Annotated in this window: 21 protein-coding genes and 1 pseudogene; 14 read left to right on the top strand and 8 right to left on the bottom strand. The window is 60.6% G+C overall.

Going from position 1 to position 21,746, the window contains the following annotated elements:
* Positions 1 to 346 precede the first annotated feature (346 nt).
* Positions 347 to 673, top strand: a complete 327-nt coding sequence (locus tag Q8X48_RS28530) for a hypothetical protein (RefSeq protein WP_407802298.1) — start codon at positions 347 to 349, stop codon at positions 671 to 673.
* A gap of 22 nt (positions 674 to 695) precedes the next feature.
* Here the strand turns inward: Q8X48_RS28530 and Q8X48_RS28525 are convergent, their stop codons facing one another.
* On the bottom strand, positions 696 to 2,267 hold the full coding sequence (locus Q8X48_RS28525) for a sensor domain-containing diguanylate cyclase (RefSeq protein ID WP_407802297.1): 1,572 nt from the start codon (positions 2,265 to 2,267) through the stop codon (positions 696 to 698).
* Between the two features lie 191 nt (positions 2,268 to 2,458).
* On the opposite strand from Q8X48_RS28525, the gene Q8X48_RS28520 reads away from it, so the two are divergent.
* Positions 2,459 to 2,926, top strand: coding sequence for a hypothetical protein (locus Q8X48_RS28520; protein ID WP_407802296.1), 468 nt, complete (start codon positions 2,459 to 2,461; stop codon positions 2,924 to 2,926).
* An 8-nt stretch (positions 2,927 to 2,934) separates the two neighbouring features.
* On the opposite strand, the gene Q8X48_RS28515 is transcribed toward Q8X48_RS28520, so the two are convergent.
* Together Q8X48_RS28515 and Q8X48_RS28510 are read right to left on the bottom strand one after the other, a co-directional pair.
* On the bottom strand, positions 2,935 to 3,891 hold the full coding sequence (locus Q8X48_RS28515) for a hypothetical protein (protein WP_407802799.1): 957 nt from the start codon (positions 3,889 to 3,891) through the stop codon (positions 2,935 to 2,937).
* Between the two features lie 100 nt (positions 3,892 to 3,991).
* The gene (locus Q8X48_RS28510) at positions 3,992 to 5,746 is read right to left on the bottom strand and encodes a L,D-transpeptidase family protein (protein ID WP_407802295.1); all 1,755 of its coding nucleotides are present in this window, start codon (positions 5,744 to 5,746) and stop codon (positions 3,992 to 3,994) included.
* 82 nt (positions 5,747 to 5,828) lie between these two features.
* Between Q8X48_RS28510 and Q8X48_RS28505 the strand changes: the two genes are divergently transcribed.
* From Q8X48_RS28505 to tal, 8 genes are all read left to right on the top strand, one after another.
* Positions 5,829 to 6,554 carry a murein L,D-transpeptidase catalytic domain family protein gene (locus tag Q8X48_RS28505; RefSeq protein ID WP_095965265.1) on the top strand — a complete coding sequence of 242 codons (726 nt, stop codon included), beginning with the start codon at positions 5,829 to 5,831 and terminating at the stop codon, positions 6,552 to 6,554.
* 80 nt (positions 6,555 to 6,634) lie between these two features.
* Positions 6,635 to 8,326, top strand: coding sequence for a copper resistance system multicopper oxidase (locus Q8X48_RS28500; protein WP_407802294.1), 1,692 nt, complete (start codon positions 6,635 to 6,637; stop codon positions 8,324 to 8,326).
* Positions 8,327 to 8,336: 10 nt separating this feature from the next.
* Complete coding sequence (locus tag Q8X48_RS28495) at positions 8,337 to 9,239, top strand: copper resistance protein B (RefSeq protein ID WP_126046410.1); 903 nt, start codon at positions 8,337 to 8,339, stop codon at positions 9,237 to 9,239.
* A gap of 52 nt (positions 9,240 to 9,291) precedes the next feature.
* Complete coding sequence (copC, locus tag Q8X48_RS28490) at positions 9,292 to 9,675, top strand: copper homeostasis periplasmic binding protein CopC (RefSeq protein ID WP_015095927.1); 384 nt, start codon at positions 9,292 to 9,294, stop codon at positions 9,673 to 9,675.
* A 3-nt stretch (positions 9,676 to 9,678) separates the two neighbouring features.
* Positions 9,679 to 10,602, top strand: coding sequence for a copper homeostasis membrane protein CopD (gene copD, locus Q8X48_RS28485; RefSeq protein WP_102675325.1), 924 nt, complete (start codon positions 9,679 to 9,681; stop codon positions 10,600 to 10,602).
* Positions 10,603 to 10,715: 113 nt separating this feature from the next.
* Positions 10,716 to 11,477 (top strand): transporter substrate-binding domain-containing protein, encoded by a 762-nt coding sequence (locus Q8X48_RS28480; RefSeq protein ID WP_086780454.1) that lies wholly within the window; start codon positions 10,716 to 10,718, stop codon positions 11,475 to 11,477.
* A gap of 230 nt (positions 11,478 to 11,707) precedes the next feature.
* Positions 11,708 to 12,703, top strand: a complete 996-nt coding sequence (gene dusA / locus Q8X48_RS28475) for a tRNA dihydrouridine(20/20a) synthase DusA (protein WP_015095932.1) — start codon at positions 11,708 to 11,710, stop codon at positions 12,701 to 12,703.
* A 178-nt stretch (positions 12,704 to 12,881) separates the two neighbouring features.
* Entirely contained in the window at positions 12,882 to 13,808 is a 927-nt protein-coding gene (gene tal, locus Q8X48_RS28470) for a transaldolase (protein ID WP_007978614.1), read from the top strand.
* 245 nt (positions 13,809 to 14,053) lie between these two features.
* On the opposite strand, the gene rssC is transcribed toward tal, so the two are convergent.
* The 3 genes from rssC to Q8X48_RS28455 all read right to left on the bottom strand — a co-directional run bounded on the left by rssC (position 14,054) and on the right by Q8X48_RS28455 (position 16,802).
* The gene (gene rssC, locus Q8X48_RS28465; RefSeq protein WP_007978612.1) at positions 14,054 to 14,536 is read right to left on the bottom strand and encodes an anti-sigma factor antagonist RssC; all 483 of its coding nucleotides are present in this window, start codon (positions 14,534 to 14,536) and stop codon (positions 14,054 to 14,056) included.
* The gene (gene rssB, locus Q8X48_RS28460; RefSeq protein ID WP_033048238.1) at positions 14,536 to 15,717 is read right to left on the bottom strand and encodes a two-component system response regulator RssB; all 1,182 of its coding nucleotides are present in this window, start codon (positions 15,715 to 15,717) and stop codon (positions 14,536 to 14,538) included. The genes rssC and rssB overlap by 1 nt, the downstream gene beginning before the upstream one ends.
* Before the next feature lie 395 nt (positions 15,718 to 16,112).
* Positions 16,113 to 16,802, bottom strand: coding sequence for an MlaA family lipoprotein (locus Q8X48_RS28455; RefSeq protein WP_407802293.1), 690 nt, complete (start codon positions 16,800 to 16,802; stop codon positions 16,113 to 16,115).
* Between the two features lie 202 nt (positions 16,803 to 17,004).
* On the opposite strand from Q8X48_RS28455, the gene Q8X48_RS28450 reads away from it, so the two are divergent.
* Positions 17,005 to 17,625, top strand: coding sequence for an HAD family phosphatase (locus tag Q8X48_RS28450; protein ID WP_407802292.1), 621 nt, complete (start codon positions 17,005 to 17,007; stop codon positions 17,623 to 17,625).
* A gap of 109 nt (positions 17,626 to 17,734) precedes the next feature.
* Entirely contained in the window at positions 17,735 to 17,998 is a 264-nt protein-coding gene (locus Q8X48_RS28445; RefSeq protein ID WP_015095936.1) for a DUF4404 family protein, read from the top strand.
* A gap of 57 nt (positions 17,999 to 18,055) precedes the next feature.
* On the opposite strand, the gene queF is transcribed toward Q8X48_RS28445, so the two are convergent.
* Positions 18,056 to 18,886: an NADPH-dependent 7-cyano-7-deazaguanine reductase QueF gene (queF, locus tag Q8X48_RS28440; RefSeq protein WP_407802291.1), complete on the bottom strand. Its 831-nt coding sequence runs from the start codon at positions 18,884 to 18,886 to the stop codon at positions 18,056 to 18,058.
* A gap of 61 nt (positions 18,887 to 18,947) precedes the next feature.
* Positions 18,948 to 19,466, bottom strand: coding sequence for a copper-resistant cuproprotein CopI (gene copI, locus Q8X48_RS28435; protein WP_126046414.1), 519 nt, complete (start codon positions 19,464 to 19,466; stop codon positions 18,948 to 18,950).
* Between the two features lie 155 nt (positions 19,467 to 19,621).
* On the opposite strand from copI, the gene Q8X48_RS28430 reads away from it, so the two are divergent.
* Positions 19,622 to 20,302, top strand: coding sequence for a heavy metal response regulator transcription factor (locus Q8X48_RS28430; RefSeq protein ID WP_015095939.1), 681 nt, complete (start codon positions 19,622 to 19,624; stop codon positions 20,300 to 20,302).
* A pseudogene (locus tag Q8X48_RS28425) lies at positions 20,302 to 21,647 on the top strand (heavy metal sensor histidine kinase). Before Q8X48_RS28430 ends, Q8X48_RS28425 begins: the two are co-directional and overlap by 1 nt.
* The last annotated feature ends 99 nt before the right edge of the window (positions 21,648 to 21,746 follow it).

Genomic DNA, 21,746 nt, shown 5'->3' with positions numbered 1-21,746 from the left:
GTGGGAGCGGGCTTGCTCGCGAATGCGCAGTGTCAGCCAACATCAATGCTGAATGGGCCGACGTCTTCGCGGGCAAGCCCGCTCCCACAGGGTTCGAGGGTGTCCGCAAACTTCCCGTCCGACACAGTTCAAATGTGGGAGCGGGCTTGCTCGCGAATGCGCAGTGTCAGCCAACATCAATGCTGAATGGGCCGACGTCTTCGCGGGCAAGCCCACTCCCACAGGGTTCTCGCTTGGCCATGGATCGGTGGCCCACCAAGGCCCCGCGCCACTCGTCAACCGGATCGGCACCCACCGCGTGCCCTGTCACACTAACACCAGGTAACGACTCATCCTGGAGGCGACCATGATGAACTTAAAAATGACTTCGCTGTTCATGGCCGCATGGTTGTCGGCTACGTCCGTGGCCACCCTTGCGGCGTCCGGCGAGGGCCCTGGCGCGACCGGTACGGCACCCGGCGCCACCCGCAGTTCAACCATGCTGCCAGACAGCAACAGGCCCAGCGATCCCTCGACTAATAACGGGCGCGCGAAGAGCCCCGGCTCGTCAATGGGTAGCACCGGCGTCAATGGTCCGGGCAGTGGCGCGGGCGGAGGCACCGGTGCACCCGGTGGCGGAACCGGCGGTGCTGGCGGCGGGACGGGTAGCTGGACAGGCAAAAGCGGCCAATGACACTACCGGCAACAAAAGCACTTCAACGATCGGAGCGCATCAATGCCTCGCCACCACAGGCCATCGACAACGTAGCCACGCGGTTCCGACCCGAATGCTTGGCTTGATACAACGCCGCATCCGCCCGCTGGACAAACACGTCCATGCTGTCTCGCCCCGAGGGCACGAACGAATAGCAACCCAGGCTGACCGTCACGTAGCCATTGGGCGAGCCGGTGTGAGTGATGTTCTTGTCGATGACACTGCGACGGATCTGTTCGGCAATCGTCATGGCGCCATGGATGTCGGTGTCGGGCAGCAGCACCGCAAACTCTTCACCGCCGTAGCGCACCGCCAGATCGGCCTTGCGCTGGCAGCAACTCTTCAGCGCACGCGCCACTTCGGCCAGGCAGTGATCCCCCACCACGTGGCCGTAGGTGTCGTTGTAGCGCTTGAAGTAATCGATATCGAGCATGATCAGGCTCAAGGGGCTTGCCTGCCGGGCACCGCGCCCGAACTCGACGTCCATCGCCCGCTCGAACAACCGGCGGTTGGCCAGGCCGGTCAGGCTGTCATGCGTGGCGATCAGCTCCAGTGCTTGCTGGGCCCTGCGCAAATCCGACTCGACCCGCTCGCCAACACGCACCTGATGCAGGAACACCCACCCGAACAGCCCCACGCCCAGCAGCACCAGGGCAACAATGAGGCTGGAGCGGAACGCCGTGTCGTACCAGTCCGCGAGAATGGTCTGCGTGGACGCCGCCGCGGCGACCACCAGCGGATACGCCTCCAGCTGACGGTAACCGTACAGGCGTGTCACGCCATCGATGATGGACGTGAACATCGCATTGCCAGAGTTGGCCAGTGGCAGGAAATTCTGGAAGATCTCGCCCTGGGCCAGCGACACGCCGATCTGCGCTTCTACAAAGGGTCGACGGGCCAACAAAGTGCCATCGGTCAGGCCGAGAAACATCGAGCCGTTGTCGTCGAGGCTGAAGCTTTTGAAGAACTGGTCGAAGTACGACATCTTGATGCCGGCCAGCAATACGCCCTGGAAATGGCCGTTCCTGTCGTTGACCCGCTTGGAAACAGGGATGATCCACTCGCCGTTTTCCCGGCTGCGGATGGCCGGGCCGATATGCGCCACCGACGATACGTTCTGCTGGTGATACTTGAAGTACTCGCGATCCGCGACCCCGGCACCCCGGGGCAGGTTTTCAAACGAGGTCACCACCCACTGGCCCTTCTGGTCGAACAACAGGATGCCGTGCAATTGATCCAGTGCCAGCACTCGCCGGGCAAAGGTCTGCTGCAAGCGGGGTCGCATGTCCTGGCCGAAACCGTCGACCTGAATCCAGTCCACCAGGCTGGTCAGTACCAGGTCAGCCTTCATGAAGGTGTCTTCGGCTTGCTGCGCCATGGCCCGCGTCAGGTTCGAAGACGCCACTTGCGCCAGACTCAGATCATGGCGACGGGATTGCTCCAGTTGCAGGTAGAGCAAACCGCACAGGCACAGACACACCGTGGCAATGAACAACACCGCGGCCTTGCGCAGCGGTATGCGTTGCAATGCAACGCCAGGGGCCTGGTCCGGGTTGTTAAAGCGCGTGGGCAAAAGTTCATCCTGTCAGGGACAAGGCATGGGCAACGGCCCAAAGCCCTCAGTTTTTGTGGGCCGTAGTTTACGGGGTTATCCACGACAAAGGGGCAACCACTTGCCCGGTGGCGCTGCAAACATGACCCAGGGCAGTACTGTCTGCGCGTCAACGAGCTACGATTAGACTGACCTCCATACAGGGAATCGACATGAGCAAGGCAGACGAGCTCGCTGCAAAAATGAAACGGACAGGGCTGACCAGCGCAGATCAGGCAATTGATGTCTGGCCGGGCCAGGTCTACGAACTGTATCAACGGATAGAGCACTGGCTGCTGCCCTTGACCGAAGCGGGCCTGGTCCTGCGGCGCAACGCCACCCATGTGTTCGAAAGTCATCCCGAGGGTGGCTCCTACGATTACGCCATTGACCAGTTGGTGATCTCCGGCAACAAGCACAGCATTACCTTTGACCCGGTTGCACGCTTCACCGCCGATGGCGAGGGGCGCGTCGAGATTCACTCCCCGGGCAACGAGTTCGCCCTGTTGCGCACCGTGGACGAACACGGCGAAACACACTGGTGGCTACAAACGATCGAGCAAGCCACAGCACAACAGGATGCGGTGGCGCTGACAGAAAGCGATCTGCTTGTAGTGGTGCAACAAGGGTTGGCGCTTTAGGAAGGTTGCTAAAGGGCATGGGAAACTGTAGGAGCCAGCCTGCTGGCGATGGACTCGAATGCGCCGCGTTCATCCGGCTCACACGCGTTATCGTTAACGACCATCGCTGGCAAGCCAGCTCCCACAAAGGACCGTGCCCACGCTGAAACTGTAGGAGCCAGCTTGCTGGCGATGGACTCGAATGCGCCGCGTTTATCCAGTTCACCCGCGTTATCGTTAACGACCATCGCTGGCAAGCCAGCTCCCACAAGGGGCCATGCCCACGCTGAAACTGTAGGAGCCAGGCTGCTGGCGATGGACTTCAGTGCGCCGCGTTTATCCAGTTCACACGCGTTATCGTTAACGACCATCGCTGGCAAGCCAGCTCCCACAAGGGGCCATGCCCACGCTGAAACTGTAGGAACCAGCTTGCTGGCGATGGACTCGAATGCGCCGCGTTTATCCAGCTCACACGCGTTATCGTTAACGACCATCGCTGGCAAGCCAGCTCCCACAAGGGGCCATGCCCACGCTGAAACTGTAGGAGCCAGCCTGCTGGCGATGGACTTCAGTGCGCCGCGTTTATCCAGTTCACCCGCGTTATCGTTGACGACCATCGCTGGCAAGCCAGCTCCCACAAGGGGCCATGCCCACGCTGAAGCTGTAGGAGCCAGCTTGCTGGCGATGGACTCAAATGCGCCGCGTTCATCCGGCTCACACGCGTTATCGTTAACGACCATCGCTGGCAAGCCAGCTCCCCCAAGGGGCCATGCCCACGCTGAAACTGTAGGAGCCAGCCTGCTGGCGATGGACTCGAATGCGCCGCGTTCATCCGGCTCACACGCGTTATCGTTAACGACCATCGCTGGCAAGCCAGCTCCCACAAGAGGCCATGCCCACGCTGAAACTGTAGGAGCCAGCTTGCTGGCGATGGACTCGAATGCGCCGCGTTTATCCGGCTCACACGCGTTATCGTTAACGACCATCGCTGGCAAGCCGGCTCCTACAGGGGACCGTGCCCACGCTCCAAACCAGTACCCCCCCCCAAAAAAAATGGCGCTCCCGAGGCGTCCTTTCAGTCTTTGGTTACTGTTGGTTCTGCCCCGTCACCACCAGCGGGAGCTCTGCCTGACGCAAGTCCAGGGGAGGCAATTTCGTCGGCTGACTCAAGCCCTGCAACACCCGGGCATCGTAATCATAAATGTCCGGCTTGAACGTCACCCGCCCGTCATTGCTCAGGTCCACGGTCCAATAGGCCAGCAGCACCGGCACCTTCACCGGCAGCTGGATATTCTCGGTCCTGCCATTGGCCAACTGCTTTTGAATCCCGGCACTGTTCCAGCGCACCGGGTCGTTGAACAACAACTCGACCAGTTGCAGCGGGTTTTCCACGCGGATGCAGCCCGAGCTGGTGGCCCGGACCGTCTTGGCAAACAGCTCGCGGTGCGGCGTGTCATGCAGGTAGATCGCATAGTCGTTGGGGAAGCGGATCACCACCTGCCCCAACGAACTGTCGGGGCCGGCATCCTGACGCAGGCGGATGCCTCGCGGGTTGCTCCAGTCAACGTCCGACGGATCGAGCACATTGCCTTCGCGATCAAGCACGCGAATCCGGTTGGCCGCCAGATAGCCAGGATCGTTCTGGATTTTCGGAATCACGTCCTGCTTGAGGATGGTCGGTGGCACGGTCCAGGTCGGGTTGAACGTGATGTAGGTGATTTCGGCCTGGAACACCGGCGTACTGCGCACCGGCTTGCCGACCTGCACCCGCGAACGCCAGATCGGCAGACCGTCGCGGTACATCGCCACCTTGTAGCCGGCGATATCGACGATCACGAACGTGCCCTGAAGTTTGTACAACAGCCAACGGGCGCGCTCCATGTTGACCCGCACCTGATCGATCCGCGCCTCGACCGGCACGTTCAGCGCCGCCAGCGTCGCCGCCCCCGCCACGCCGTCGGCCCCCAGGTATTGCTCGGTCTGATACTTCTTCACCGCGGCGATGACCTTGTCGTCGTAAGCGGCTTTTTTCGCCAGGTGCGGGTCCAGGTACCCGCCCGCCACCAGGCGCGCACGCAATTGACCGACCGCCACACCGTCCATGCCGGGCTTGAGCGATTGGCCTTCGGTGACTTTCGGCCAGCCACCCGCATCACGCACCTGGCGCAACCGGGCCAGGCCTTCGCGCAAATTGCGGTAAATCTCTTCCTGAGGAGGCGCCTCGGCGAATGCACGTGCCACGTCATGGGCATCAAGGGCGGCGAACAGGTTGTTCATGTCCTCGCGGGCATTGCCGCCGGCAGGATCGAAATTCCAGTGAATGTCCAGCCGCGACGGATCGACCTTGCCCCGGCGCAGTTGCAGCAGCGCAGTGATGAAGGTGCGGGTGGCCGCCATGTCGAACATCGCCCGCTGCGCCGTGGAAGGCATGGCGGCCATCAGCGATTCATGGGCCTGGGCCAGTTCGGTGATACGGAAATCCGCCGGGGTCAGGCCGTCGATCCGGGTGTCTTCGAGGCTTTTGAGTAACTGGACCACATCACGATCATCCGTCCACGCGGCGCGATAGTTGCGATGCATATAGAAATCCAGCACCACCCGGCTGACGTCCGCACGCTGATTGCGCCTTGACGTGAGTAACGGCGGAAAAGCCGAGCGCAACGGTTCCAGCGTTGCCTGAATCGTCTGGCCGACCGCATCGTCGGGCGCCGCGGCATCGCTTGTGCTGTTCGCTGCAGATACCGGCTCAATCGGCGAGGTTTGCGCAAAGGCCGCACCGCTGATCAGAAAGCCCATAAAAAACATGCGGCTTATGACGAATGACCTTGTTAATTGCACCATGGATAATCCTTAATCCCCTGATTCAACGGCGCCAGCTTTGCGCTCGCTGCTAGACTCGAAATTATCATGATGAGACCCGACTATGGCGCTAAACCGCTTTGGCCTTTTATTTGCCATTTTACTGACGTGCCTTTCAGTAACGTCAGCCTACGCCGATTCGCTTGAAAACGCGCTGGTCAAAGCAGCACCAGGCGCCGACGCCAAAGTAATTGCCCTGGCCGTTCGCGCCACCCAATGCAGCCGTGCCCAAGGCGTCGCCCCAGCCCAAAGACTGGCGGTGATCGATTACTCCCTGCCTTCGACTGAACAACGCCTGTGGGTCTTCGACCTTAAACGGCGCAAGTTGCTGTTTCACGAACTGGTCGCCCATGGCCGCAACAGCGGCGAAAACATGGCCACGCTGTTCTCCAACCGCAACGAAAGCCACGCCACCAGCCTCGGCCTGTTCCGCACCCGGCAAAGCTATCTCGGCCAGAACGGTTACTCGCTGCGCATGGAAGGCCTGGAGCCCGGCTTCAACGACAACGCCTTTGACCGGGCCATCGTCATTCACGGCGCGCCCTACGTCAGTCCGGTGCTGGCCCGCGCCAATGGCCGCATCGGCCGCAGCCTGGGTTGCCCGGCCGTCAGACCGGCGATTGCCCATCGGCTGATTGATTCGATGAAGGACGGCCAGTTGTTGTTTTCCTACTACCCGGACCAGCGCTGGTTGAAGTCGTCCTCTTACATCAACTGCGGCGACACCGTGGCCTCAAGGGAGAAGTCCACTTCAAGCCAGAAAGCGACGTCCAACCTGTCAAAACTGTAATCTTCGCCTCAGCCTGCTGAAAGGCACCGCCTGCTAGCCTCATCGACAAGTTCAACGGTCTGACGGGCGGAACACACGGCATGCACTCCCACACTTCAAGACGCACCTTCGTCAAAGGGCTGGCCATCGGCGGGCTCTTCGGCGGCCTCGGGTTATGGCGCACGCCGGTCTGGGCGATCAGCAGTCCCGGCGAACCGCAGGTGTTGGCCGGTAATGATTTCGACCTGTTCATCGGCGAATCCCCGGTCAACTTCACCGGTAGCCCGCGCACAGCACAGACCATCAACGGTGGCATTCCCGGCCCCCTGCTGCGCTGGCGTGAAGGCGATACGGTGACGCTGCGGGTGCGCAACAGACTCAAGGACAGCACCTCCATTCACTGGCACGGCATCCTGCTGCCGGCCAACATGGACGGCGTGCCGGGCCTGAGTTTCAAGGGCATCGAGCCGGGCGGCCTGTACGTCTACCAGTTCACCGTGCGGCAGAACGGCACCTACTGGTATCACAGCCATTCGGGGTTGCAGGAACAATCCGGCGTCTACGGCCCGCTGGTGATCGACGCCAAGGACCCGGAGCCGTTCCAGTACGACCGCGACTACGTGGTGATGCTCAGCGACTGGACCGACGAAGACCCGGTCGACCTGATGAAGACGCTGAAAAAACAGTCCGATTACTACAACTTCAACAAGCGCACCGTAGGCGACTTCATCCACGACGTCAGCGAAAAAGGCTGGGGGCCGACCGCCGCCGACCGCAAGATGTGGGCCGAGATGAAGATGAACCCCACTGACCTCGCGGACGTCGGCGGCGCCACTTACACCTACCTGTTGAACGGCAAGGCGCCTGACATGAACTGGACCGGGGTGTTCCGCCCGGGGGAAAAGCTGCGGCTGCGCTTCATCAACGGCTCGGCCATGAGTTACTTCGACGTGCGCATCCCAGGCCTGAAAATGACCGTGGTCGCTGCCGATGGCCTCCATGTCAAACCGGTGAGCGTCGACGAGTTTCGCATTGCCGTGGCGGAAACCTTCGACGTTATCGTCGAACCGACCGAAGCGGCCTACACCCTGTTCGCCCAGGCGATGGATCGCACTGGCTACGCACGCGGCACCCTGGCGGTGAAGGCGGGACTGGTAGCGCCGCTGCCAGCACCGGACCCACGCCCCCTGGTGACCATGGATGACATGGGCATGGCCGGCATGGACCACGGCAGCATGGCGGGCATGGATCACAGCAACATGCCCGGCATGCAGTCCCATCCCGCCTCGGAAACCGACAACCCGCTGGTGGACATGCAAGCCATGTCCACTGCACCGAAACTCGACGACCCCGGCATGGGCCTGCGCAACAACGGGCGCCGCGTGCTCACCTACTCCGACCTGCGCAGCACCTTCGAAGACCCGGACGGCCGCGAGCCTGGCCGCACCCTTGAGCTGCACCTGACTGGCCACATGGAAAAATTCGCCTGGTCGTTCAACGGCGTGAAGTTCTCCGATGCAGAGCCCTTGCGCCTCAAGTACGGAGAGCGGCTGCGGATCGTGCTGGTCAACGACACGATGATGATGCACCCCATCCACCTGCACGGCATGTGGAGCGACCTCGAAGACGAGAACGGCGAGTTCATGGTGCGCAAGCACACCATCGACATGCCACCGGGCTCCCGGCGCAGCTATCGGGTCACGGCCGATGCGCTCGGCCGCTGGGCCTATCACTGCCATCTCCTGTACCACATGGAAATGGGCATGTTCCGTGAAGTTCGCGTGGAAGAATGAGGCGCACCCCATGACTCGATTCACCCCGGTTTTTTTTGCACTCGTGACCTCGACGGCGATGGCCGCCAGCGACAGCATGCAAGGCATGGATCACAGCCAGATGGACCATGGTCAGATGCAAGGCATGGATCATGGCCAGATGGACCACAGTCAGATGCAGAGCATGGACGAGGGCCAGATGCAGCCCGCCGCCCCCAGCGAAAGCCGTACGCCGATCCCGGTGCTGACCGATGCCGATCGCGCGGCGGTGTATGTCGATCCCGCCGGTCACCATGTGCACGACAACACACTCAATTCGTTTTTCCTCGCCGACAAACTCGAATGGCAGGACGCCGATGACGGCAGCACCCTGGCCTGGGATTTGTCCGGCTGGGTCGGTGGCGACATCGATCGCCTGTGGCTGCGCTCCGAAGGCGAGCGCACCAACGGCGTGACCGAGGACGCGGAAATCCAGGCCCTGTGGGGCCACGCCATTTCCCCGTGGTGGGACGTGGTCAGCGGCGTGCGTCAGGATTTCAAACCCGGCGCCCCGCAAACCTGGGCCGCCTTCGGCGTGCAAGGCATGGCGCTGTACAACTTCGAGGCCCAAGCCACGGCTTTCATCGGCGAAGGCGGCCAGAGCGCCGTGCGGCTGGAAGGCGACTACGACATCCTGCTGACCAACCGACTGATCCTGCAGCCGACCGTCGAACTCAACGCCTATGGCAAAAACGATCCGCAACGGGGCATCGGCGCAGGGCTGTCCAACACCGAAGCCGGCCTGCGCCTGCGCTACGAAATCCGCCGGGAATTCGCGCCTTACCTCGGCGTGACCTGGAACCGTACCTACGGCAACACCGCCGACTACGCCAACGACGAAGGCGAGGATCGCAGCGAAGCCCGCCTCGTGCTCGGTGTTCGGATGTGGTTCTGAACAGACTCACCCAATACCAACAACAACCGCTTCGAGCGGTAAAGGACCTTGCATGCGCCTCATCAAACCCACCGCCGTCGTTATCGCGTTACTCAGCGGTCTGCTCATGAGCACCCTCGCTCAAGCGCACCCCAAACTGCTCGCTTCCACCCCAGTGGAAGGCGCAGAAGGTGCACCGCCCGACAAGATCGAACTGCACTTCTCCGAAAACCTTGTCACCCAGTTTTCCGGCGCGAAACTGCTGATGACCGAAATGGCCGGCATGGCCCACGCCCCGATGCCGGTCAAGGCCAAGGTCAGCGGCGGCAGTGATCCGAAAACCATGCTGATTACCCCGACAGCCCCTCTGGTTGCCGGCACCTACAAGGTCGAATGGCGCGCGGTGTCGTCGGACACCCACCCGATCACCGGCAGCGTCACGTTCAAAGTGAAATGATCGATGAGCGACTCGGCCAACGTCGTTCTGCGGTTTGTGTTGTATGTGGATTTGATGCTGTTGTTTGGCGTGGCGCTGTTCGGGCTCTACAGCTTCAAAGGACAGGAACGGCGATCCGGGACGGTGCTGCCCTTTCGCCGATTGCTGACGGGAACTGCCGGGCTCGGTGCGCTGCTGTCCATCGCCGGCATGGTGCTGATGGTCCGCGCCATGAGCGGCGAGTCAGACGTTGCCGAGCTACGCCCCCACCTCGAGATGATGCTGTTCGAGACAGACGTCGGGATGGCCTGTGCCGTGCGGATGATTGCGTTGGCGGTCGCAGGCCTGGCGGTGATGCTCAACCCACGCGCCCCCGGCCTCAGCCTGGTGATCGCCAGCACCGCCGGCGGCATCGCCCTCGCCAGCCTGGCCTGGAGCGGGCATGGCGCCATGGACGAAGGCAGCCGTCGTTACTGGCACTTCACCACAGACATCCTGCACCTGCTGGTAGCGGGCGCCTGGCTCGGCGCATTGCTGGCGTTTGCATTGATGGCGCAACCCCGGGCCGTGCAAACCGAAGCACACATACGGTTGTTGGTTCACGCCGTCAGGCGATTCGAACTTGTCGGTGCGCTGGTCGTCGTGATCATCACCGTGACGGGCGTGGTGAACTACCTGTTCATCGTCGGGCCGAAACTGGATGAGGTTTTACTCAGCCACTACGGAATTTTGCTGGCGATCAAAGTGCTGCTGTTTGCCGGAATGCTGGCTTTGGCGGCGCTGAACCGCTTTCATCTTGGCCCCTTGCTGGAGCGGTCGTTGCGGGAAGGCCAATATCGCGTGGCAGCCCATGCACTTCGGCGCAGTGTTGTGGTGGAAATGGCCGCGGCGGTTTTGATTGTGGGGTTGGTGGCGTGGCTGGGGACGTTGAGCCCGGAAGTGGAATGAGCCATCTTCAGGGCGTTGATTTTTCACACCGGTGAAAGTTTCACTACACTCCCCTTTCAAAACCACTCCAGCACAAAAGCCCGATAACAATGACGAAAATCAATAGAGCAATGATGCTCGGCGGCTTGCTCGCACTCTCCCTTGGCGCCCAGGCAGAACCTTCGCATCTGGACAGCGTCATGCAACGGGGACAACTGCGCGTTTGTACCACCGGCGACTACAAGCCCTACACCCTTAAAGCCGAGGACGGCGCGTATTCCGGCATCGACATCGCCATGGCCCACGCCCTGGCCGACAGCCTGGGCGCCAAGGTCGAGTGGGTGCCCACCACCTGGAAAACCCTGATGCCTGACATGCTCGCCGGCAAGTGCGACATCGCCATGGGCGGCATCTCGGTCACCCTGGAACGGCAGAAAAAAGCCTTCTTCAGCAACATCCTGGACGTCGACGGCAAAATCCCGCTGGTGCGTTGCGAAGACCAGGCGCTGTACCAGACTGTCGAACAGATCAACCGACCCTCGGTTCGCCTGGTCGAACCCGCCGGCGGCACCAACGAAGCGTTCGTCCACGCCTACCTGCCCCAGGCGCAATTGCAGCTGCGCGATAACCTGAGCATCTTCCAGGAACTGCTGGATAAAAAGGCTGACGTGATGATCACCGATGCGTCGGAGGCGCTGTACCAGCAGAAGCTCAAACCGGGCCTGTGCGCCGTCAACCCGACGCACTACATGCAATACGGCGAAAAAGCCTACCTGCTGCCCCGTGACGACATTACCTGGAAGCTGTACGTCGATCAGTGGCTGCACCTGGCCAAGGCAACGGGCATTTATCAGAAGATTCGACGGCAGTGGCTGGCGGTGCCTGAGGGCAAATAACGGCGTGCCAAGGCGCCTGGTCATGGCTTATTAAATCTCGTTACACACTTGAAACTGCTCTCGCACCGGTAGCTGGCCAGTTACAGGCAAGACGCGTTGACAAGGGAAACATCCGACATTTTCGCGCTGATTTAAACAGACCTGATTGCCTGTATTCGGACTCCTGAGCCTCGTCATCCCATTCCTGATAAACTCCCCCACCTCCCAGCCTTACCGATTCCAGATTCCCAATGTCCGCAGCCAACGCTACACCCGCCCCGCTTTCCCGCCGGTTCTCCGTTGCACCCATGATGGATTGGACTGACCGCCACTGCCGCTTCTTCCTGCGCCTGCTGTCGAAAAACGCCCTGCTCTACACCGAAATGGTCACCACCGGGGCCCTGCTCAACGGCGATCACGAGCGATTTCTGCGGCACAACGAGGCTGAGCATCCACTGGCCCTGCAGCTTGGCGGCAGTGTGCCGCTGGACCTGGCGGCGTGCGCGCGCATGGCGCAAGAGCATGGTTACGATGAGGTGAACCTGAATGTCGGCTGCCCGAGCGATCGGGTGCAGAACAATATGATCGGCGCGTGCCTGATGGGGCATCCGCAGTTGGTGGCCGATTGTGTGAAGGCGATGCGTGATGCGGTGTCGATTCCGGTGACGGTCAAGCATCGTATCGGGATCAATGGCCGGGACAGTTACGAGGAGCTATGTGATTTCGTCGGCACGGTGCGGGATGCCGGCTGTACCAGTTTCACCGTGCACGCGCGGATTGCGATTCTGGAGGGGTTGTCGCCGAAGGAGAACCGTGACATTCCGCCCCTGCGTTATGACGTGGCGGCGCGGTTGAAGGCGGATTTTCCGGAGCTGGAGATCATTCTCAACGGCGGGATCAAGACGCTGGAGGCCTGCCACGAGCATTTGCAGACGTTCGACGGCGTGATGCTGGGCCGCGAGGCGTATCACAACCCTTATGTGATGGCCGAGGTGGATCAGCAGCTGTTCGGCAGTACGGCGCCGGTGATCAGCCGCGCCGAGGCGCTGGCGCAGCTGCGGCCCTATATAGCGGCGCATATCGATGCCGGTGGTTCGATGCACCACATCACCCGGCATGTGCTGGGCCTGGGCACCGGGTTTCCGGGGGCGCGCAAGTTCCGGCAGCTGTTGTCGGTGGATATTCACAAGGCGAAAGATCCGTTGGCGCTGCTGGATCAGGCGGCGGCGTTGCTCGAAGGGCGTTAACGGTCGGTTTCGTTGAACCTGTGGGGCGTTTGGGCATCGTATTCATCGATACCACGCCCCGCCTTTCAAACAATTGTTTTCAGGTTGTTGCCGCAGGGGCCGTCTATACACGTACACGCCCTTGAGTGGCTGTCAGCGCTCGGGTAATGTCATCAGACCCATAGGACAGAGCACGCCCATGACTTCCAAGCTGGAACAACTCAAACAAATGACCACCGTGGTTGCCGACACCGGCGACTTCGAAGCGATCGCTCGCGTTAAACCGGTGGACGCCACCACCAACCCTTCCCTGCTGCTCAAGGCCGCGGCCATTCCTGCGTATGCCGAGCTGCTGAACGCCAGCGTCAACGACTGCAAGGGCGATGTGGGCCTGGCCAGCGACCGTTTCGGCGTGGCCGTGGGTCAGGAAATCCTGAAAGTGATCCCGGGCCGCATTTCCACCGAAGTGGATGCGCGCCTCTCGTTCGATACCGATGCCATGCTCAAGCGCGCCCATCGCCTGATCGAGCTGTACGACAAGGCCGGCATTGGCCGCGACCGCGTACTGATCAAGATCGCCTCCACCTGGGAAGGCATCCGCGCCGCCGAGATCCTGGAAAAGGAAGGCATCCAGACCAACCTGACCCTGCTGTTCTCCTTCGCCCAGGCCGCCGCCTGTGCCGATGCCGGGGTGTTCCTGATTTCGCCGTTCGTGGGCCGTATCTACGACTGGTACAAGAAAGCCAACGGCAACGATTACACCGGCGCGGATGATCCGGGCGTGCAGTCGGTGACGCGCATCTACAACTACTACAAGGCCAACGACTACAAGACCGTGGTCATGGGGGCGAGCTTCCGCAATCTGGGCCAGATCGAACAACTGGCCGGCTGCGACCGCCTGACCATCAGCCCGGACCTGATCGACAAGCTGGCAGCGGACACCGGCAAGCTGGAACGCAAACTGGCGCCTGGCCATGCCGGTGAAGCGCGCCTGAGCCTCAACGAATCGCAGTTCCGCTGGTTGTCCAACGAAGATGCGATGGCGACCGAGAAGCTGGCTGAAGGTATTCGTCAGTTCGCGCGGGATCAGGAGAAGCTTGAGGCGCTGTTGCAGGCCAAGCTGTGATCTGAGCGGGGGTCATGCAAAAAGGGCGACCCCTTACGGGCTCGCCCTTTTTTATGGTGCGTTACTTTGTGGCAGATGATGTGTGGCGAGGGAGCTTGCTCCCGCTGGGCTGCGAAGCGGCCCCAAAGGCTACAACCGAGTAGCATCAGGCACACAACAATCGAAGGTTTTACGACTGCTGCGCAGTCGAGCGGGAGCAAGCTCCCTCGCCACAGGTCAGCAGTGTTCTCAAGATTTACAGGAAATCAGTGCCGCTCCAGCGCATTCACCAGGTCATGGAAGGCTTCACGATTGGTGTCGTTCAACCCCATGAGGATCTTGTGCGCTTCGAGCACCTTAATCCGCACCACTTCTTCGGACTGATCCTGATCTGGCAGGTCATCCAGGCATTCCGGGCAGGGCACCGGCTTGTCGACGATGTTGAAGACCTGCTCGAAGCCCATAGACTGCAACAGTCGCGTGATGTCTTCGTGGGTGGTGACGACGGTCGGCAGCAGGCCGACTTTCTGCCGCGACAGGATCGACAGCTTGGCCAGCAGGCCAAGCGTGGTGCTGTCGATGCTGCGGGTTTCGGTCAGATCGATCACGATCGCGTTGAAATTCAATGCGCTGAAGATCCGCTCAATAGTCGCATCCAACGCCGAACACAGGGTCAGGCGAACTTCACCGACGAACTTCAGGACGAAGGTGCCGTCCTGCTCGGCGAACTGGATTCTACCGGTACTCATCAAAGATTCCTGCTCAACACCAACAGGGCGATATCATCCGGCATCTCCCCTAGCGTGGCCAATCCAAAAACCTGCCGCAGCCCATCCAGGGTGCCGCCCGCAGCCTTGACCCTTTGGGGCAATGCCGCTTCTTTTTCTTTGAGTGTGGGTTCTGGCAAAAGGTCCAGAATGCCATCAGACATCAGCGTCAGGCTGAACGTCGGAGGCAATTCCAGCACGTGGTCTTCATAGGTGGCTTCGTTGAAGAGGCCCACCGGCAGGCCACGCCCTTCCAGATAACGAACACTGTCTGGCGTGTACAACACTGGCAACGGCAAATGACCGCCGATGCTATAGGTCAACAAACCGGTCTCCTCGTCGATGACTCCACCGACCATTGTGACGTGTTTGCCCAGCTTACAACTGATCAGGCCCCGGTTGATATGACCAAGAACCTCTGAAGGCTTGAATTCCGGCAAGGTGCCGCTGCGCTTGGACTCGAACAGCAGGCGCGTGGTCATGAACTTCAACAGCACGGTGACGAAGGCTGAAGAGGCGCCATGCCCGGAAACGTCCGCCAGGTAAAACGCTACCCGACGCTCGTCGACGCGAAAGTAGTCGACGAAATCACCCGACAGGTACAGCGACGGGATGATCTGGTGAGCAAATTTGAACTCGTTGATGGTCCATGGGCTGACCGGCAGCATGTTCATCTGCACCTGGCGACCGGCATTCTGGTCTTCCTGGAGCAGGTTCAGGCTGGCTTCGAGCTCGCGGTTGGCCTTCTCCAGCTTCTCGCGGTAGCGCTGGTTTTCCAGCAGCAGGCGTGCGCGATCCAGCGCCCGGCGCACAGAGTGCTCGAGCACCGCCAGATCTTCGAGAGGCTTGATCAGGTAGTCAGCCGCGCCCAGGCGCAGGGCCTCGACCGCGTCGTTCATCACGCCGGCACCCGACACCACGATCACTGGTGTTTGCGGCGAGAGCTCGGTGACCTGACGGATGAGTTCGAGTCCGCCCATCTGCGGCATGCGCAGATCGCAGATGACCAAGTCGGGCTTGTCTTGCTCGAATACCTGAAGACCCTGCTGGCCATTGCTGGCCTGCAAGACGCTGAAACCACTGTCTTCCAAATAGGCGGCGAGGCTCGCGCGCACTACTTCGTCATCATCGATTATCAGCAGCGTGGCACTGGTTTTTGGCATGTGGGCAAACGGCGCCAGAATTAGGTTGGCGTAGCAGGCGGGGAATTTGACCCGGCTCTCACTACTGGATTCGCTTTCTAGCCTCTCTGTCGCACCGCTTTCGGGCATTTGCCCTACACACGTGTACACCAGAGGTGCCCTTCTAAGGCGCAGACGGTACTCCCATCCGCGGGGCGTTTCAAGCTCACGCCGATGGTCGCTTGACGTCTTTGTTTGTCAAATCACCGAGAGTTATAAGAACAGTGAAATCCGTAACCCAATGGAAGGTTCGAACCCGCGAGCGAAACCGGTCGGGACTACAGTAAAAAGCCCGATTTACCCGCATGCGGGTCTTCGCAAACAAAAAAAAGGCGACCTTGATTGATGGCCGCCTTTTTTCAGTTTACCGGTCGAGATCAGAAATCGTCTTCGACCTGACCGTCCTTCACCTTGAATTCCCGGTTCTGCAAGTACGCATTACGGATAAAGGTGTACTTGTCGCCAGTGATCAGCTTCTCGCTCGACAGCAGGTTGGCACGCGTATCGATGATGTCCAGGGCGCGGAACGAGTTACGCACAGGAACGTCGTTTACGTAGCGATAGGCGCCCGTGTAGCTGTCGACGTACTTGGACGGTGCATCGCGCAAGGTGCTTGGGCCCAGCAGTGGCAGCATCACGTAAGGGCCGCTGCCGACACCCCAGTAACCCAGCGTCTGGCCGAAATCTTCGTCATTGCGCTGCAGGCCCATTTTGGTGCCGACATCAATCACGCCCAGCAAGCCGAAGGTGGTGTTGAAAATGATGCGTGCGGTATCAACGCCGGCGGCGCGAGGCTTGGCCTGCAGGATATCGTTGGCGAGGTTGCGCACGTCGCCGATGTTGCGGAAGAAGTTGTGAACACCATCTTCGACAAACTGCGGCGTTATGTACTGGTAGCCCTGGGCCAAGGGCTTCAGCGCATAGGTGTCGAGCACGTCGTTGAACTTGTAGATCGGGCGGTTGACGCTTTCCCAAGGATCATCTTCCGAGGCTGCCTGGGCAACGAACGGAACCAGTATCACACTGGCGCATACACAAATCCTGGCTAGATGATTGCTCCAGCGCATAGAAAAAAAACTCCTTGGTTTGTACCGGCTCGGGCGCCTGGCCCGGGCAATAAGTGGGCAAGTATAAGACGTAAACGCCGTTTAAGGCACTTTGCACTCATCCCGCGCCGGAGGAATCGTGCCAACTGTGAGCGATTCACATCCATGTCACTCAACTGTCACCGTCGCCCGCTAGCCTTCAAGCTATTTCAGGGACGTCCATATGCCGCTCGCCGAAGCCTTGCCCCAAACCGCACCCCGCCTGACCGCCGTACTGTTCGGCCTCAGTGGCTGCCTTGTGGATTTTGGCGCGCACACCCATCGCCACGGCAGCCACTCGGCCGAGCATGCAGAGTCCACACCCGGCGCACTGGACAGCCTGCTCAGTTTGCAGCGCCAACAAATTCCCTGTGCCTGGCTTGATGAACTGCCCCCGGACCTCAGCCAGTCCCTGGCCGCTGCGCTGCCGGAATGGATCAAACCATTGCAACATCCCGCAACAATTAGCCCATGGCCTGCCCCGGATGCCTGCTGGCAAGCCTTGATGAACCTGAACGTTGACCGACTCGACGGCTGTGTACTGGTGAGTGGTGAACCGCGCCTGCTGCAAGCGGGACTTAATGCCGGGCTGTGGACCATCGGCCTGGCGTCCTGCGGTTCGCTGTGCGGGTTGGCGCCCCGGCAATGGCAAGCGTTGACCCAGCAGGAGCGCGACATCAAACGCGGCAAGGCCACGATGCAACTGTTCGGCCTGGGCGTGCATTCGGTGATCGATCACCTCGGTGAACTCGACACCTGCCTGGCAGACATCCAGTTGCGTCGGTTCAAAGGCGAAAAGCCCTGATCGAGATCATGCAGGTTAGGCGGGAGTGGATTAATCTAAAGGTCAGCCGTAGACCTTTGGCGGACCGCTGCGGTCTATGCCAGTGCCAATCGAGAGAAGGAAGAACGCCATGCCTGCCCGCGAACTGCAAGAACAGCTCAATGCCCTGCGCGAGCAATTGGAACAGAATCCTCCATTGTCTGAAGCAGAGCGCAAAGATCTGCACGCGCTGATGCAACAGATCGAACTTGAGCTTGAGCTCGAAACCAAGACCCAGGATTCCAGTATCGCCGACAACGTCAACCTCGCCGTCGAACGCTTCGAACTCGAACACCCTACCCTTGCCGGCACCCTGCGCAACATCGGGCAGGCCTTGGCCAACATGGGGATCTGAACCCGACAATGCCTCTGCCTCTGTAGGAGCGAGCTTGCTCGCTCCTACAGGGTTTCGTTACTGGCGGACCAGGCGATGGTTCGGCAACTGCAGCGCTTCAGTGCTGCGATACGGGTTGATATCCAGCCCGCCACGACGCACATAACGCGCGTACACCGTCAGTTTCTCCGGTTTCAACAACCGCTGCAGGTCGAGGAAGATCCGCTCCACGCACTGCTCATGGAAGTCCGAATGCTGACGGAAGCTGACGATGTACTCGAGCAGACTCGCGTGATCCAGCGCTGCGCCACGGTACTCCACCGCCACGCTGCCCCAGTCCGGCTGGCTGGTGACCGGGCAGTTGGACTTGAGCAAATGGCTGTGCACGCTCTCCTCGACGATGCGCGAATCATCGCAACGCAGCAGTTCCGGCCGTGGATGCTCGTAGTTGCTGACGCTGATATCCAGTTCGTCGATGCACACGCCCGGCAAGGCCACGACGCCTTCGCGCTCGACATCCTTGAGACTGCGAATGCGCACCCCCACCGGCTTGCCGGCAGCCGCCGACAAGTCCTTGGCCAGCGTCGCCTCAAGGCTCGCGGTGTCGACAAACGGCGTCTGGTTCAGGGAGTTGAGGTAGAGCTTGAACGATTTCGACTCGATGATGTTCGGCGAATCCGCCGGAATGCTGAATTCGCCGATCGCCACCACCGGCTTGCCCGAAGGCAGCAGCCAGGACAGTTCGAAGCAGTTCCAGAAGTCCACGCCTTTATATGGCAGGGTTTCAGCCGTCAGGCCCAGCTCCGCCCACTTCGCGGTGCGCGGGATCGGGAACAGCAGGGACGGCGTGTAGGTGGCGATGTATTCGCTGGACTTGCCCAGCGGCGAGTGTTCGGCTGCGGGATGCATGGCGGAAACCTGACTGAAGAATCAGCGGATTCTATCAGCCTTTGCTCCCGCCTTTGAGTGCTTACTGACTGACAGTCAGTTTGCCGACCATGCCGGCCTGGTAATGACCGGGGATGTTGCAGGCAAACTCAAGGCCGGTGGCCTTGCTGAAGGTCCAGGTCAGCTCGGCGGTCTTGCCCGGCTCCACCAGCACGCTGTTGGGGTCGTCATGCTTCATGCCGTGATCCATTTTGCCGTGATCCATGCCGGCCATCTTCCCGTGGTCCATGGCCTTCATGCCGCTCTGTTGCATCTGCAACATTTCCTGCTGGTGCCTGGCGTGCATCGCCGCATCCCCCAGGTTGAACTCATGCAGCAACCGGCCCTTATTGACCAGTACGAAGCGCACGGTTTCTCCGGCCTTGATGTCGATGGCCTTCGGCGCGAAGGACATGTCCCCCATGACCACTTCGACACTGCGGGTCGCCTTGGTCGCCGGGGCCGGCTGGCCGAAATCGTAGGCATGCCCGCCGTCCGCCCACACCGGTGAGCTCAGCGCCAGCAAACAGAGGATTTGCGCCAGGGATTTGCGTAAAAACATCGTCATACTCCAACAAGATAAGGCTCAGCATGAGAAAAACTCTAAACTGCTGCCACTGCCCCTAACCTGACAGCCAGATTACAACTTTGTCAGGTTGACCTGTATGAACGCTGCCCACGGTATAAAGCGTTCGTTCCATTTGCCATGAGTCGCCCATGAAACTGCTGATTGTCGAAGACCAACCGAAGACCGGCCACTACCTGCGTCAGGGTCTGGCCGAGGCCGGGTTCAACACGGAACTGGTGGCCGACGGCAGCACCGGCCAGCAACTGGCCCTCAGCGGCGAGTATGCCCTGCTGATTCTCGATGTGATGCTGCCCGGTCGCGATGGCTGGCAGATCCTGCAAGCCGTGCGCGGCGCCGGCCTGGATACGCCGGTACTTTTTCTGACAGCGCGTGACGCCGTGGAGGACAGGGTTCACGGCCTCGAACTGGGTGCCGACGACTATCTGGTCAAGCCGTTTGCGTTCTCCGAACTGCTGGCCCGGGTCCGCAGCCTGTTGCGTCGCGGTAGCGCCACGCCTCAGGAGACCAGCCTGCAACTGGCCGATTTGCGCCTGGACCTGATCCGACGCCGGGTCGAACGCAGCGGCCAGCGGATCGACCTGACCGCCAAGGAGTTCGCCCTGCTGGAAATGCTCCTGCGCCGTCAGGGCGAAGTCCTGCCCAAGTCGCTGATTGCGTCCCAGGTCTGGGACATGAATTTCGACAGCGACACCAATGTCATCGAGGTGGCGATCCGCCGACTGCGCCTGAAGATCGACGATGAATTCCCCAACAAGCTGATCCACACCGTGCGCGGCATGGGTTACGTGCTTGAAGAGCGCCCCGCCTGATGCGCCGTCTCTCCTTGAGCAGCCGCCTGGCGCTGTTGTTTGCCGCCTGCACCGCCGTGGTATCGCTGTTCGCCGGGGTGCTGTTCAGCCGCGCCAGTGAGGCGCACTTTGTTGAGCTCGACCAGCAATTGCTGGGCGCCAAGCTGACGGGCCTGCGTCGGGCCCTGCACGACTTTCAATCGAGTGACAGCGAAGTGAAGCTGACGGAGGAACTGAGCCGACAGGCTGATCTGTCACTGCGCATCACCGGCAGCGACGGTCAGCGCTGGTATGACAGCTCGGCAAACCTTCCGCTGCTATTGCCGCGCCAGCCCGGATTGTCGACGGTGAGCCATGAAGGCATGGATTACCGCGTGCTGAATGCGCCGCTCGATGCGAACAAACCCGATTCACCGCAACTGACCCTGATGCTGGACATCACCCACCACCAGCACTTTCTGCAACGCATGCAGCATCTGATCTGGCTGACCGTCGGCCTGTCAGCCCTGGCCACCGCACTGCTGGGGGCATGGGCGGCGCGCAGCGGCTTGCGCCCGTTGCGGCGCATCAGTGCGGTCGCCAGCGGTGTTTCCGCGCAATCGCTGAACATGCGGTTGCCTGAAGAAAACATGCCACCGGAACTGGCGGAAATGGCCCACAACTTCAATGCCATGCTCGGACGCCTCGACGACTCTTTTCAGCGCCTGTCCGCGTTCTCTGCCGACATTGCCCATGAACTGCGCACCCCATTGTCGAACCTGCTGACCCACACTCAGGTCACCCTAACCCCCGCCCCATCGAGGACTACCGCGAAGCCCTGCACAGCAACCTCGAAGAACTGCAGTGGATGGCGCAACTGGTCAACGACATGCTGTATCTGGCCAAGGCTGATCATGGATTGTTGATCCCCAAACGCGAGCCATTGGAGCTGGGACAGGAAGCGGATCTGTTACTGGAGTTTTTTGCGCCGCTGGCGGAAGACGCGCAGGTGACGCTCGCACGGGAAGGCCATGGGTGCCTGGAAGGCGACCGCAGTATGTTGAGGCGAGCATTGTCCAACTTACTGGATAACGCGCTACGTTTTACCCCCGTCGATGGCGAGGTTCGGGTAAACATTGTCGAGCAAGCGAATGACCTGAGATTGAGTGTCGAAAACACAGGGAGCGCAATAGACGCACAGTTACTGCCGCGGCTATTTGACCGCTTCTACCGTGCAGATCCAGCGCGCCGCGAAGGCAGCAGTGAACATGCGGGATTGGGCCTGGCGATCACCCAGTCGATCATCCGCGCCCACGGCGGGCAGATTCGTTGCGAATCGGAGAATGGGTGGACCAGGTTTGTGATTGAGTTACCAAAAGGAGACTGAGGCCAGTTGTTCCGGCCTCATCGCGAGCAAGCTCGCTCCCACAGTGTTTTGTGGCGTTCACATAATCTGTGTACGACGCAGATCCCTGTGGGAGCGAGC

The organism is Pseudomonas sp. QLc11A, from assembly GCF_052112305.1.
Lineage (GTDB): Bacteria > Pseudomonadota > Gammaproteobacteria > Pseudomonadales > Pseudomonadaceae > Aquipseudomonas > Aquipseudomonas laurylsulfatiphila.
Note: the sequence above shows the minus strand (reverse complement) of the source record. Positions and strands in the feature narration are given on the sequence as shown.

Coding starts and splice junctions, on each gene's coding strand:
- Q8X48_RS28450 (WP_407802292.1), top strand. CDS start 17,005: ATGCCGCTCGCCGAAGCCTTGCCCCAAACCGCACCCCGCCTGACCGCC.
- copI (WP_126046414.1), bottom strand. CDS start 19,466: ATGTTTTTACGCAAATCCCTGGCGCAAATCCTCTGTTTGCTGGCGCTG.
- Q8X48_RS28455 (WP_407802293.1), bottom strand. CDS start 16,802: ATGCGCTGGAGCAATCATCTAGCCAGGATTTGTGTATGCGCCAGTGTG.
- Q8X48_RS28520 (WP_407802296.1), top strand. CDS start 2,459: ATGAGCAAGGCAGACGAGCTCGCTGCAAAAATGAAACGGACAGGGCTG.
- rssC (WP_007978612.1), bottom strand. CDS start 14,536: ATGAGTACCGGTAGAATCCAGTTCGCCGAGCAGGACGGCACCTTCGTC.
- Q8X48_RS28495 (WP_126046410.1), top strand. CDS start 8,337: ATGACTCGATTCACCCCGGTTTTTTTTGCACTCGTGACCTCGACGGCG.
- Q8X48_RS28530 (WP_407802298.1), top strand. CDS start 347: ATGATGAACTTAAAAATGACTTCGCTGTTCATGGCCGCATGGTTGTCG.
- Q8X48_RS28480 (WP_086780454.1), top strand. CDS start 10,716: ATGCTCGGCGGCTTGCTCGCACTCTCCCTTGGCGCCCAGGCAGAACCT.
- Q8X48_RS28430 (WP_015095939.1), top strand. CDS start 19,622: ATGAAACTGCTGATTGTCGAAGACCAACCGAAGACCGGCCACTACCTG.
- dusA (WP_015095932.1), top strand. CDS start 11,708: ATGTCCGCAGCCAACGCTACACCCGCCCCGCTTTCCCGCCGGTTCTCC.
- Q8X48_RS28510 (WP_407802295.1), bottom strand. CDS start 5,746: ATGGTGCAATTAACAAGGTCATTCGTCATAAGCCGCATGTTTTTTATG.
- rssB (WP_033048238.1), bottom strand. CDS start 15,717: ATGCCAAAAACCAGTGCCACGCTGCTGATAATCGATGATGACGAAGTA.
- tal (WP_007978614.1), top strand. CDS start 12,882: ATGACTTCCAAGCTGGAACAACTCAAACAAATGACCACCGTGGTTGCC.
- queF (WP_407802291.1), bottom strand. CDS start 18,886: ATGCATCCCGCAGCCGAACACTCGCCGCTGGGCAAGTCCAGCGAATAC.
- copD (WP_102675325.1), top strand. CDS start 9,679: ATGAGCGACTCGGCCAACGTCGTTCTGCGGTTTGTGTTGTATGTGGAT.
- Q8X48_RS28505 (WP_095965265.1), top strand. CDS start 5,829: ATGGCGCTAAACCGCTTTGGCCTTTTATTTGCCATTTTACTGACGTGC.
- Q8X48_RS28515 (WP_407802799.1), bottom strand. CDS start 3,891: ATGGTCGTTAACGATAACGCGTGTGAGCCGGATAAACGCGGCGCATTC.
- Q8X48_RS28445 (WP_015095936.1), top strand. CDS start 17,735: ATGCCTGCCCGCGAACTGCAAGAACAGCTCAATGCCCTGCGCGAGCAA.
- copC (WP_015095927.1), top strand. CDS start 9,292: ATGCGCCTCATCAAACCCACCGCCGTCGTTATCGCGTTACTCAGCGGT.
- Q8X48_RS28500 (WP_407802294.1), top strand. CDS start 6,635: ATGCACTCCCACACTTCAAGACGCACCTTCGTCAAAGGGCTGGCCATC.